The sequence below is a fragment of the Sphingobacterium griseoflavum genome (assembly GCF_014653155.1).
Classification (GTDB): Bacteria; Bacteroidota; Bacteroidia; order Sphingobacteriales; family Sphingobacteriaceae; genus Sphingobacterium; species Sphingobacterium griseoflavum.
In genome coordinates this window covers 143,897-156,360 of sequence record NZ_BNAF01000006.1, presented here as the reverse complement: position 1 = coordinate 156,360, position 12,464 = coordinate 143,897, and the positions used below count along the sequence as shown (strand labels likewise).

General features: G+C 42.4%; 14 protein-coding genes. 7 read left to right on the top strand and 7 right to left on the bottom strand.

Annotation, left to right across the window (positions count from 1 at the left end):
* Positions 1-104 precede the first annotated feature (104 nt).
* Together IE165_RS09430 and IE165_RS09425 are read left to right on the top strand one after the other, a co-directional pair.
* Positions 105-2,336 (top strand): bifunctional alpha,alpha-trehalose-phosphate synthase (UDP-forming)/trehalose-phosphatase, encoded by a 2,232-nt coding sequence (locus tag IE165_RS09430; RefSeq protein WP_229826485.1) that lies wholly within the window; start codon positions 105-107, stop codon positions 2,334-2,336.
* A 7-nt stretch (positions 2,337-2,343) separates the two neighbouring features.
* On the top strand, positions 2,344-4,146 hold the full coding sequence (locus IE165_RS09425; RefSeq protein ID WP_189626364.1) for a glycoside hydrolase family 15 protein: 1,803 nt from the start codon (positions 2,344-2,346) through the stop codon (positions 4,144-4,146).
* An 89-nt stretch (positions 4,147-4,235) separates the two neighbouring features.
* Here the strand turns inward: IE165_RS09425 and IE165_RS09420 are convergent, their stop codons facing one another.
* Complete coding sequence (locus IE165_RS09420) at positions 4,236-4,421, bottom strand: hypothetical protein (RefSeq protein ID WP_189626491.1); 186 nt, start codon at positions 4,419-4,421, stop codon at positions 4,236-4,238.
* Positions 4,422-4,715: 294 nt separating this feature from the next.
* On the opposite strand from IE165_RS09420, the gene IE165_RS09415 reads away from it, so the two are divergent.
* Positions 4,716-5,762, top strand: a complete 1,047-nt coding sequence (locus IE165_RS09415; RefSeq protein ID WP_189626363.1) for a DNA topoisomerase IB — start codon at positions 4,716-4,718, stop codon at positions 5,760-5,762.
* A gap of 78 nt (positions 5,763-5,840) precedes the next feature.
* On the opposite strand, the gene IE165_RS09410 is transcribed toward IE165_RS09415, so the two are convergent.
* Entirely contained in the window at positions 5,841-6,401 is a 561-nt protein-coding gene (locus IE165_RS09410; RefSeq protein ID WP_189626362.1) for a DUF4142 domain-containing protein, read from the bottom strand.
* Positions 6,402-6,486: 85 nt separating this feature from the next.
* The gene (locus IE165_RS09405; protein ID WP_189626361.1) at positions 6,487-7,185 is read right to left on the bottom strand and encodes a hypothetical protein; all 699 of its coding nucleotides are present in this window, start codon (positions 7,183-7,185) and stop codon (positions 6,487-6,489) included.
* Positions 7,186-7,423: 238 nt separating this feature from the next.
* On the opposite strand from IE165_RS09405, the gene IE165_RS09400 reads away from it, so the two are divergent.
* Together IE165_RS09400 and IE165_RS09395 are read left to right on the top strand one after the other, a co-directional pair.
* Positions 7,424-7,945, top strand: a complete 522-nt coding sequence (locus tag IE165_RS09400; protein WP_189626360.1) for an RNA polymerase sigma factor — start codon at positions 7,424-7,426, stop codon at positions 7,943-7,945.
* A 140-nt stretch (positions 7,946-8,085) separates the two neighbouring features.
* A complete protein-coding gene (locus IE165_RS09395) occupies positions 8,086-8,628 on the top strand; it encodes a DJ-1/PfpI family protein (RefSeq protein WP_229826484.1) in 543 nt (180 codons plus the stop codon).
* Positions 8,629-8,689: 61 nt separating this feature from the next.
* On the opposite strand, the gene IE165_RS09390 is transcribed toward IE165_RS09395, so the two are convergent.
* The 4 genes from IE165_RS09390 to IE165_RS09375 all read right to left on the bottom strand — a co-directional run bounded on the left by IE165_RS09390 (position 8,690) and on the right by IE165_RS09375 (position 10,328).
* Complete coding sequence (locus IE165_RS09390) at positions 8,690-9,202, bottom strand: pyridoxamine 5'-phosphate oxidase family protein (protein WP_189626358.1); 513 nt, start codon at positions 9,200-9,202, stop codon at positions 8,690-8,692.
* Between the two features lie 112 nt (positions 9,203-9,314).
* Positions 9,315-9,800: a hypothetical protein gene (locus IE165_RS09385; RefSeq protein WP_189626357.1), complete on the bottom strand. Its 486-nt coding sequence runs from the start codon at positions 9,798-9,800 to the stop codon at positions 9,315-9,317.
* A 68-nt stretch (positions 9,801-9,868) separates the two neighbouring features.
* On the bottom strand, positions 9,869-10,105 hold the full coding sequence (locus tag IE165_RS09380) for a hypothetical protein (RefSeq protein WP_189626356.1): 237 nt from the start codon (positions 10,103-10,105) through the stop codon (positions 9,869-9,871).
* Between the two features lie 79 nt (positions 10,106-10,184).
* Positions 10,185-10,328 carry a hypothetical protein gene (locus IE165_RS09375; RefSeq protein ID WP_189626355.1) on the bottom strand — a complete coding sequence of 48 codons (144 nt, stop codon included), beginning with the start codon at positions 10,326-10,328 and terminating at the stop codon, positions 10,185-10,187.
* 133 nt (positions 10,329-10,461) lie between these two features.
* Between IE165_RS09375 and IE165_RS09370 the strand changes: the two genes are divergently transcribed.
* Together IE165_RS09370 and IE165_RS09365 are read left to right on the top strand one after the other, a co-directional pair.
* Positions 10,462-11,601 (top strand): PAS domain-containing sensor histidine kinase, encoded by a 1,140-nt coding sequence (locus IE165_RS09370; protein WP_189626354.1) that lies wholly within the window; start codon positions 10,462-10,464, stop codon positions 11,599-11,601.
* A gap of 215 nt (positions 11,602-11,816) precedes the next feature.
* Complete coding sequence (locus IE165_RS09365) at positions 11,817-12,404, top strand: TetR/AcrR family transcriptional regulator (RefSeq protein WP_189626353.1); 588 nt, start codon at positions 11,817-11,819, stop codon at positions 12,402-12,404.
* The last annotated feature ends 60 nt before the right edge of the window (positions 12,405-12,464 follow it).

Genomic DNA, 12,464 nt, shown 5'->3' with positions numbered 1-12,464 from the left:
AAGAAATGTCAAAACATTTTGGGGATTGGCTTGTTATTTTCATACCTGTTGATAAGAAGTATGGCTTACCCTAACCCGCCTGCTTCATGATTTTTTCAAAACATATGCGTAATAAGAAAACAATAATTATTTCCAATCGATTGCCAGTTCGGGTCGAACGACGTGACGGTGATCTTCATTTCATTCCCAGCGAAGGCGGCTTAGCTACCGGACTTGGCTCCATTTACCAGCAAGAAGGTAATATTTGGGTAGGCTGGCCCGGCTTTGTTCCGGAAAGCGAACAAGAAGAACGACTAACTAGGGAAAAACTTGCCGAACTGAACCTTGTACCGGTCTTTCTGACCGAAGAAGAGTTGCAGGGTTATTATGAAGGGTTCTCCAATGAGGTCTTATGGCCGATCTTCCACTACCGCTTATCCTACGCCGTCTATAACACGGAAAATTGGCACGTTTACCAACAAGTAAATAAAAAGTTTGCCGAGGTCATCAATCGACAGGATCCGGACGAAAAGGATGAAGTATGGATTCATGACTATCAACTTATGCTACTTCCGCAACTAGTCCGAGAAGATCATCCTACTATTGCTATCGGCTATTTCCAGCATATCCCGTTTCCTCCCGATGAGGTCTTTCGTTGTATACCTTGGCGTGATGAACTGATAAAAGGTTTGCTGGGAGCCGATTTGATCGCTTTTCATACGTACAATGATACCCAGCATTTTTTAAATGCTTGCACCCACCTTTTGGGCTTGCCCATTCAAAATAATTGTTTGCTTGTAGATGGCCGCAGCGTGTATGCAGAGGTTTATCCTATGGGAATCGATTTCGACAAATTTAGTGACTTAGCGAAAAGCACATCAATCCAGCAACGCGCACAAGAGATAAAGCAATACTACCGGAACAGAAAATTTATACTTTGTATCGATAGGCTCGATTATAGCAAAGGGATAATAGAACGTTTGCAAGCCTATGAGAGTTTGCTGCAAGAGCACCCCGAATTGCGAGAACAAGTTGTGCTCTATCAATTGGTTGTACCGTCTCGGGATACCGTACCCCAATATAGACTATTGCGCGATGAAATTGATCGGGCTGTAGGCCACATCAATTCGGTTTACGGGGTCAACGAATGGCAACCAATCGCCTATTATTACAACTCCTATCCTTTGGAAGAGCTTTCAGCACTGTACGTAGCTGCCGATATTTGCCTCGTCACCTCCATTCGCGACGGCATGAATCTTGTCTGTAAAGAGTACGTAGCGAGCAAGGTAGAAAGTAATGGCGTACTGGTTTTAAGTGAATTGGCGGGCGCATCTAAAGAGTTGCTTGAAGCCATTCAGGTAAATCCCAATTCTATTGACCAAATACGCCAAGCTTTGAAACAGGCCATTGAAATGCCGGAACACGAACAACAACGGAGAATGCAAGACAGTATAGAAATCGTTCGTAAATTCAATGTAAGACACTGGGTTAAGATCTTCTTTAATCGTCTCCACGAGATAAAGACCTTGCAGAAGCAGGAAATGGCCAGACGTGTCCGTTCAGAAGTAAAGGACAGCATCTCTCTGCGTTATCAAAACGCCAAAAGAAGGCTGTTTTTTCTGGACTACGACGGTACCTTGATCGGCTTTCACAAAGATGCGGATGCAGCCTCCCCTACTGAATCGCTTTACCGCACCCTAGAATTACTACAAAGTAATCCGGCGAACCAGATTGTGATCATTAGCGGTCGTCCTCACGAAACGCTAGAGCGCTGGTTTGGTAAGAAAGAGTATTACCTTGTGGCCGAACATGGCGCATGGAGCAATTACCCCGAGCATAGCTGGCACGGAAAAAACCATATCTCTACACGTTGGAAAATACCCGTCAAACATATCATGAATAAATTTGCTAACCGCACCGCCGGCGCGATCGTTGAAGAGAAAACGTACTCACTCGCGTGGCACTATCGAAAAGCGCAAAATGGCTTGGGACAGTTGCGTTCGCAAGAGCTCGTGGATAGCTTGCGCTATCTCATACCACACCATGGTTTGCAACTGCTCATGGGTGATAAAGTGATCGAGGTCAAAAGCAGTGAATTGAACAAAGGAAAAGCTGCGATGGAAGTCGTAGCCGATTACCAACCTGATTTTATTTTTGCCATAGGAGACGATGCTACCGATGAAGATATGTTCCATGATCTTCCAGAGCAAGCCATTACCGTAAAGGTCGGGAACAAAAAATCTGCTGCTCAATATTATGTGGAGAGTCAGGAGGAAGCGGTAGCGCTAATTGACTATTTTGCTACCGGAAACCTAGACACCGCTGATAGCAACAGTAACAATGCTCATTTTCAATAATTTTAACATGCACAAAGAAAGAAAACATGTATACAATACCGGGATCATCGGCAATTGTGCCTTTATCGCCCATGTGGATAAATCAGCTAATATCAGCTGGCTGTGCTGGCCATCCTTTCAAGACACGTTTATTTTTGGCGGTCTACTGGATAAAGGCCTTGGCGGTGAATTCTCCATATTACCTAGTGGTGATATCGTCAGTAGCACGCAACACTATCTGGAGAATACGAATATTTTAGCCACCACTATCGAATCCGAAGAAGGCAGCTACCGAGTAACCGATTTTGCACCGCGCTTCGAGCAATATGAGCGCTACTACAAACCGTTAATGCTCATTCGCAAGGTGGAACCGATAGCTGGTCATCCCAAGATCAAGGTTACCTGCGATCCAGTCTTCAATTATGGTCAGCAGTCGTTTGAGAAATTCAGAGGCAGCAACCATATCCAGTTTGAACGAGCCGATGTAAAAATGCGATTGGCGACGAATATGCCCATCAGCCACTTTTTCGACGACGATATACCCTATGTATTAAGTAAACCCATTTATCTCGTGCTCACTTATGGCAGTCCATTCGAGGCTGCAATCGAGCGAACCGCTGAAGATTTTCTTAAACGTACCAAGCAGTATTGGCGTAAATGGGTTAAGAATGCGTCCATTCCTTCCTTTTATCAACAGGAAGTGATTCGTTCTTCCTTAGCTTTAAAGCTGCACCAATACGAAGATACAGGGGCTATTATCGCCGCTAGCACGACCAGTTTGCCTGAATTCCCTGGATCGGGCCGCAACTGGGATTACCGGTACTGTTGGCTGCGTGACAGCTACTATGTATTGCAGGCACTGAGCCACATCGGTCATTTTGAAGAGATGGAACGCTATGCGTCTTATATAGCCAACATCACCCAGACCGATACGGGAAGGTTGCAGCCGCTTTACGGAATATTTGGACATCACAAATTGGAGGAGCATACGCTGGATTATTTGGAAGGTTATCTCGGCAACAAGCCTATACGTGTCGGAAACCAAGCCAGCGAGCATATTCAAAACGATGTATACGGCCAGGCCTTGATCGCCCTGCTTCCGCTTTTTACCGACCACCGATTCAGACACCAAAATTTAGCGTTCACAAAAGACTGGACAGAGTTTATCTTGGATAAAATCGAAACTACCATTGATGAAAAAGATGCAGGAATATGGGAATTTAGGAACTTTGAAAACAGGCACTGCTATTCAAACCTCTTTCAATGGGCTGGCGCAACTGCTGCACTTAAGATCGCTAAGCAATACAATTTGGCCGATATGGAAAAAAAAGCTCTTTATCTGAGAGATAAGGCCAGCGCACACATCGAAAGCTGCTTTGTAGCGGACAAGGGTGTGTACATGAATGCCGTTGGTAGTGACAATGTAGACGCATCCACGCTGCAGCTTATCATGATGGGTTATTTAGATCCCAGCAGCGAGCGAGCTAAAACACATTTGATCGAGCTTGAAAAAGAGCTGAAAGGCGAACACGGCTTATTTTATCGTTATCTGCACCGCGACGATTTCGGAAAACCAAAAGCCACATTTTTAGTATGTGCTTTTTGGTATGTAGAGGCTTTAGCATGTGTGGGCCGACTGGACGAAGCGCAAGAGGTTTTCAAGCAACTCTTGTCATTTGGTAACCACCTCATGCTATTTAGCGAAGATATCCAAGAAGATGATGGTAGCCAGTGGGGTAATTTTCCGCAGGCATACAGCCATGTTGGCCTTGTAAATGCAGCCTATCGTATCGCAATGAAATTAGATCGCCCTGTCTTTTTCGAGAGTTAGCAAGCAAACCCGATATTGGATGATGTTAGAAACAAACAGGACGGCGATTAACCTCGCCGTCCTGTTTGTTTCTAATAAGTGTCCAGGAATTATCTCTCGTAAAAAAACAAGAAATAGACCAGAGCAAGAATCGCAACCGCGATCACGATTGTCCAAGCTATCGCTCTGCCTGCTGGCTTATCATTCACCTCCTCTTGAGCCGGGCGTGGAACCTCAGTCCTCGGTGTATCGTCCCGTTGCTCTTCTGGATCATAAATTTCGTTCTTTTCTTCCATTTCGATTATAATTTAGTGATTGCTTTTAAGGTGCCCTTCTACTGTATCAACAGCAGTCTACAAGTGCATTTATATTAGTAAAACAGCCGGCAACACACGATGTTCAATATTAGGAGAGAAAACGTATTAATAGCTGTCGACCCCCCGTATTAATACGATTGTATAGCCACAAATTGCCCTGATAAACTAGAAAAAAGCGTATTTGTGGAGCAAACGTTTGTATTGAATATTCAGTTATATCAATAAAGGTCAGATGTATCGGAGTGTGTTGCTCAAAAAAACGGTAAAACATGTATGGAAGTACTAGAAGGTAATGAGGAGCTTCTCGCTCTACAAGAGGCGGGTATACGCTATGTATCGTGCAATGATAAGGGGATTTGCCGCGTTGCAGAAGGAAAGGTATTCCGTTATGTTGACAAAAGCGGGAATCCTGTCACAAATGAACGTATCCTGCAACGTATCCAAGCATTAGTACTTCCGCCCGCTTGGACAGACGTTTGGATCTGCAGCAATGCAAATGGCCACTTGCAGGCGACAGGAATCGATGTTCGAGGTCGAAAACAATATCGGTATCATCCAAAGTGGGTGGCTTTGCGGAGCGAAAAAAAATTCTTCGACCTATATGCATTTGGCATGCGTTTGCCCGTGCTATTACAAAAGGTGCAGCAGGACTTGCGCAAACGAACGTTTTCAAAGGAAAAAGTATGCGCTTTGGCGGTATCGGTCATGCAAAGAACCTCTTTTCGAGTGGGAAATAAGCATTATGAACAAACAAATGGCTCGTACGGACTGACGACGTTGAAAAACAAACATCTTCAAAAATTGTCCGCGAGTAAAGTTTTCTTTAAGTTTATTGGTAAAAAAGGCGTTGTGCAGGAGGCATATTTTCGAGAAAAAACCTTGATAAAAATGCTATTGAAGGTTAAAGACCTCCCCGGTCAACGTATCTTTCAATATTACGATGAGCATGGAAACGTTCAAGCGCTGGAATCCGGTGACATTAACGATTATTTGAAACAGTCTTTGGGCTTATCGGCGAGTTGCAAAAATTTTCGTACTTGGAACGGGTGTCTATTGGCTTTGAAACATATGGCCGAAAAGGAAATCCCCAGCAGCATAACAGCTCGTAAAAAAAGCATTCTTGAAACCATAGATTATGTTGCTGCAACGTTGGGAAATACAAGGTCCGTAACACGATCGCATTATGTACATCCGCGAATTTTAAACGATTACGAGGTTGGAAAATTGGATAACTGGATCAAACGTACCCAACGCAAATCAGCACCTGTATTGGAAAAATATTTTGAAAGGAAACTGCTAGCTATCCTTAAAATGGTTTAAAATCAATCGTTAATAAAAATGGGATTTCGCGAACAACTCGCGAAATCCCAAGATCAATTAGATACGTTTCCGTATGATTTACAAAACACTCAACGCTTCAGCCACCGATTCCGGTGCTGTAGGCTGTAATCCCTTAGCTATTTCTAAATGACTTTTTAAAGCTGGAATTTGCTCGCCTGCCCATGTACGAAGCTCGGGGTCATGTATGCCACTCTCACCGGAACCGAGTTCAAATAAAGCGATCGCGTCTTGATGGCTTTTAACCATCACATCTTTAAAAGCAGAGTCGAAATCAGCTCCAGAAAGTTCTCCCATAGACTTCAATATATCGGCTTGATTTTCGGCAATTGCATCAGGTAGCACCAGCTTCTTCGCCGCCGCCGCCTGCTCCAACTCGTCCATTGTCCGTGTATGCGCGGTCACAATTTTTTGTGCGAACTGCTTAATATCTTGACTACTTGACCTCTCCATCGCTTGACTGGCCAGCGCAATCTCAAACCGATTTAGGCTAATCACATTATTAACAAAATCCTGATCGATGGTTGCTTTCGTTACCGTATCTATTTGTGCGGTAGCGGTTGAACCTGCTATGCCAAGCGTCCCTAGTACACTTATGCAGAAAATTAAATATTTCCTCATATTATCTATTTTAAGTTTTCCTATTGTCGTTTCTAAATTACACGCTGACATGTTTATGCGTCAGCACCGCGATTAACATTTACTATCAAAGCTGTATCTGGGCTTGTTGAAAGCGCATGTTAGATCTCAAATTATTTAAATATTCTTGTTGATTATAAAGATCTGGCAGGGCAATAAAAGAGAAATAACTTATTTCTTCAAATTCATGTTGCTGGATTATTTCCTCGTAGAGATTGATGGATGCTTTGATATTTTCCTCGCACAAATAGAGGCAAGTATTTTCGATAGATTGATTGCTTTTTTGGAAGCGATCGCTTATGCTTGTCCATAATGAATCAAAATCTGAGTCATCCAAATCTAACTTATTTCCCGCACAAGCATTTAAAAATTCGGGATGTGTTTGCTGGTAATAAGATTTGAGCTGCTTGCCCATTTGGATGACATCTGAATCTTGGGATTTCGCTTCTACAAATTCAGCTAATGCCAAACCTTCGGTTCGCAACAAAACTAATTGACGGATGGTCGAAGAGGCGCGTTCTTGAGACCTATCTTCCGATTTGCAGGCCGACAAGGTTAGCATAAATAGAAATAGTATAGTGCGAGTCCTCATTCCAAGTGTTTTATTTAATGAACAGCTTATCCGATAATTAGTTTCAAAGCGAGGGGACTCACATGGCACTTTAACGTATTTTATATTGTTAATCAATATGTTTTGCGGTAAATGGCGCATATTTGCATCGAAAACAGTTGAAAAATCTTGCCCGAGGGTATTTATCCGTGGCATACTAACAAATACGTTATTTTAAAGGTAGCTTAAAACTTCCATATCGCTTAGGCTAAATAAAAAACATCCGTTAAAGCGGGCATTAACCTAGAAAAGACGGCTTATGTAAAATAATCTGCTCGATAGGTATTTATAGTACTTCTTCACCCTTACCTATTAATAAAGTATTTTTTGAATATTGTTTGCATCGTTTTTGTACATAACCCTGTACATCAACGAACACTAAAACATGCATACCATGGAAAGCAAACAACTGAATTTGACATTACAAAAAAACCAAGGGATTCTCAAGAATATTGCATTTAAGTTCACCAAAGATCCCGAAGAGATTGAAGAACTTGTTCAAGAAACTATGGTTAGATCGATCAAATATTTAGATAAATTTTTCAATAATCCGAAATTAGTTGCTTGGTTATATGTGATCATGAAGAATGTTTACATAAACCACTATCGCCGCAACCAAAAGCAGGTGCAATACGAAAATTACCAAAGTGTGGGTTACCGCGATGAAGGCTGCTCCGAGCCATTTACCCAAAACGCTGTAGAAGGAAAATTCGTCATGAACGATATACAAATCGCTTTAAAGAAACTGCCCACAGATTATTATGATCTATTCATGAAGTATATGGATGGCTACAAATATCGCGAATTAGCCGAAGAATTTGGTATGCCGGAAGGCACGATAAAAACTCGGATCCATCATACCAGAAAGTTTTTACAAAAGCAGCTATCGGTTTACAAACGGCAGATGTCTGCTTAGGTGATGGTTACTATAACAGGATAAAAAAGTGCAAAAATAAAATTTATGCACTTTTTTTTGTTAAGTATATTCACCGCTTTTCCGGCATATTTTGAAAACTATTTTAGCCGTCGACCGTCTATATGCAAAAGAAGAATCGAATGAAAAATACGATAGCTATCCTGATATCCGATGGCTTTGACGAATGGGCAGTCAAAGGATCGCAACAATTTTTCAAATCCCACAAAGAGAGTAAGCTCGTTTTGATATCACCTAAGCAAGGGGAATTTGTCCGGTCTTGGAACTATAAGGATTGGGGGGCATCATATGCCATTGATGAACATTTGCAGGAGGCCGATCCGGCGATGTTCGACGCCTTGATTATGCCTGGAGGAGCATTAAGCATCGATAACTTGCGAACTAATGTTGCCGTGCTAGATTTTGTGCAGCACTTTATAGATCATTCCAAACCTATTGGAACACTGTGCCATGGCATTTGGCCGCTGCTGGAACTGGATTGTATCCGTAACAAAAAGCTGACTTCCGTAGCTTCAATAAAAACAGACATTATACGTGCTCATGGACAATGGATTGATCAAGCTGTCGTACAGGACGGATTTTTGATCAGTAGTCGTACGAGTGACGATTTGGACGCATTTCTTTCCCATTTTAATGAGGTATTGGCCAGCATATTACAAGAATAAAAAAGCTCCCCAAGCATTAAATAGCTTGGGGAGCAAAGCCCACGCTTCCTTCGGGCAAGTTTTATAGTGTTATATCACCATGAACAGTATCTTCCTGATCCGGCTTACCCGTAATCAACGCTTTAAGCCCTTTGAATGCTGCTACAGGTGCACTGTGCTTATTATCCCAATAGTGTCCCTCCAATACCTCAACACGTAGTAGCGCAACTTCAGCATCTTCTGGGCCATCAAACCAAACATCCAACGTCGGGTTCCATAGTTCATCGATCTTTTGTTGATCCTCCTGTTCCTCAGCTATGCCATAAAGATTCAGAAAGCCCGCTTGCTGTCCGGTTTGCATCATCAAATGGACGAATGGATTATGGTCCACCTCTTCTTCTTTTTTCGTATCCTTAGCTGTAATAAACCATAGGTAACCTTGATCGTCCACATCCAATACGGCCATTGGTCGCACGGACATCGGTATACCTGTGCGGATATCAGTACAAAAGAAACAGGTTTTAGCTTCATCAACAATAGTACGGATTTTTTGTAGAGCATCTAGGCCCGACAGATTTTCTTCTCTATTTTCCATTTTGTTTTTTTATGTTGTTAAATAAGAACACCGGATGTAAACACCTCCGGATGGTTGCTTTTATATGAACCATAGAAGTTCGCTTTCGTTCAAAAAATAAAAAATGGGATAGCTATTCTAACTCCGCTGAAGACGCTTGCTTGGGCCTCGGATCCCCTTCTTGTTCTTGCAAGAGTTTTGCCGCTCCAGCTGCAGCAAGTCCACCCACTGTATACCACAAAACAGTCAATGCTTTCGTTTTGGTCGAACCGTTGACCGGTTTATCGTTAAGCCCTAGTTTTTTCGGTAATGTCAAAGCGCCGATTCCAGCAGTAATTCCCAAACCGAGCCCGCGCCACCAAATATATTTAGAAGATCCCTTCCCCACCGCACTGTAGTAAAACGCGTTACCTATCAAGTCACCCCCGAGTGCTGCCGTGTAAAGTTTCTCTCCTTTCGGTGGTTTTCCGCCCAGCGCTTTGCTTATTTTAATGACGCCTTCTTCCCCAAGTTTATTTACCTGCGGAGCGTCCTTCACGTTTTTTCGGACCAGTTCATGTATGACATTGAGGACAAGGGCACCAGCAGCACCTGCCAAAATATTACTTGATATTTTCATTTCTTATGTAGTTTTAAGATCTTCCAATAATTGCTAGAATACGTCTCAGCGATACGCCTATTGTCGCATCAGACGAAATGTCCGAACTGCTTTTGCACCAAAAGCGCTAGATCCTCGGCAGGTATAGTTGGCGCTGCGGGCCCTTCGGTACTCCAAGCGCGTGTTTCCATATCGAATTTCAACAAATAGCCCTCTTGCTGACCGGATTCGAAAACCTCGAAATAATGCGTTTTTGGGTTGTAGGTCACATCGAAAAGAATACGCTTAGCCCCTACTTCGTGTTCAAATTGTCTGTTAAATTGCATGTTCATTTTTTAGTCGGTAATACCAAGCAGATCCTAAGAGCCCACATGTGGATCTTAGATGCGGCTAGAATAAATAAAATTAATATAAAACATCCTTCAATAGCACGGCTGAAAACGTCGTCTCCCAAATTCCTGCAGCAGGCGTTTTGGATAGGTCGCTTGGACCGATGCCATCACATAGGATAAACCCTAAACGAGGAGATATGGTTTCCGCAAGTGTCATTTTTATTTTTTTAAAAACGTTTTGCGCTGCCGAGCGTTCAATACATGATTCATAAAATAAGGTAAATGATTAGTTTAAATCCTGGGCCTCCCAAGTCCGGGATTTATTATTAAATTTCAATAAACAATTGTTTTTGAAGTTTGTTATGTATCTTAGCGATATCATCGACTTTATGAATTATAACATCAAACAAATTTTGGGGATTATTGCCAATGCACCCCAAGGGATTGCGATATATGACGACGCGGATTTGAATATACGTTTCGTTAATCCAGCTATGCTTGCTGTTTGGGGAAAGTCTGATGATATCGTCGGAAGAAAATTTGGTGATGTTTTTCCAACATTCACCGAACAAGGTTTTACCGATTTATTGCTCAATGTTTGGCACTCTGGGGTAACGTATCGCGCAACAGCCTATCCTGCAGAAATTACAATCGATGGGAAAAGTGAAATAAAATACTTTGACTTTGAGTATCAGGCCATTTTAGATGAGAGCGGTAGGACATCTTCGATCTTACATACGTCCACCGACGTGACGCCTCGAAAAAAAGCGCTGCAATTGCTGGAAGAGCAGGATGCAATGATGTCATTCAATAAGGAATTGGAACTTTTAACCAATAATCTCTCCCACGACCTAAAGAACCCGCTGGGCGTCATCAAGATGGGTGCACAGTTTATGCGTTCAAAAACAAACATGCCCTCCTCTGAAATCCATAAATGGTGCGACGCCATCCTCGCATCAATAGGCAGCATGGAAAGTATTTTAAATCACACGTTGCGCGTGAATGAGGTAAGGTTATATGAAAGTTCCCATGCCTATGTCGCCATGTCTGAGGTGATCGAGCGTGTTTGTACAGAAATTAAAAATACGCTAGATGCTCCGTCTGCGCAATTCCAAATTGGCGAATTACTACCTGTATTTGGTGACGGGAGTTTAGTACAACAACTTTTTTACAGCGTGGTGGGAAATGCTGTCAGATATACAACAAACGAAACCGTTCCTACAATCAGCATAGATAGTGAGCTCCGGGAAGGCGCAACGATATATTACGTCAAAGACAATGGGATTGGCATTCCCGAAGATGAAATGGCCAACCTATTCGAACTATTTTACCGTGGTTCAAACGCACGCGATTTTGATGGAACCGGCGTCGGCCTAAGCTTGGTCAGCAAGATATTAAAGCGATTGCAAGGTAGCATCCATATCGAAAGCAAAATAGGAGAAGGAACAACCGTCGTATTAACCTTTCCTGTCCCCAAATTTCAAAGCTAATCGCTGTTTTTTCGGTCAGCAGCAAGCATCGCAAACGCACAGCACCGTGCATCAAATCAGTGAATTAATCCCAATCAAAGGTTAGCGCTTTATCATTAAAGAATGCATTCCTGTAGATGTGTATGGCAGTCGTACATCGCTGAAGATGTAAATTTTGCGCTACATATGATAAGCAATAAATTTTTTGATACGATTTTTTTTTTACTTTTATTGCTATGGAAAGAAAGCAGTCGGCGAGAGCCATAAAAACCAAGCAAAAATTATTGGATGCGGTGGGTCATATTTTGGAGACAGAAGGCTTCACAGAATTGAAAGTTACCAAGGTGGAAGCTGCCTCGGGGGTTGATAAGAAGCTGATATACTTTCATTTTGGCGATTTTGATAATCTCATTAAGGAATATCTTCGATCGAAGGATTTTTGGTTGAATCATAAAGCTGCGCCTGAGAATTTCGATAAAAAAGACGTAAAGGAAATTTTAAATGATCAATTCAACCAGATTTACGAAAGTGATTTGCTGAAGCAAATGATCATTTGGGAATTGGCGGGGAATAATGATGTGCTTAAGGGAATTGTAATGGAGCGTGAAGAGCTTGGTAACCAGTTGATCAATGCGGTAAACTCCATCAACAATTTCAAGCAGGATGCCACACCATTATTTGCCTTGCTTGTCGCCGGGATTTACTACCTTAATACGCACGCTAGAGCCGTCGGCACAACATTTTGTGGATTAAATATTAAAGACGAATCCGATCGCAGGCGCGTAACAGCATGTATCGATCGGCTTATTGACGAACTGCAATAATATTTGCCAGCATCAAATTGATACGGGCAAATATTATTGTTTATAGCTGTAGGCGTCTAT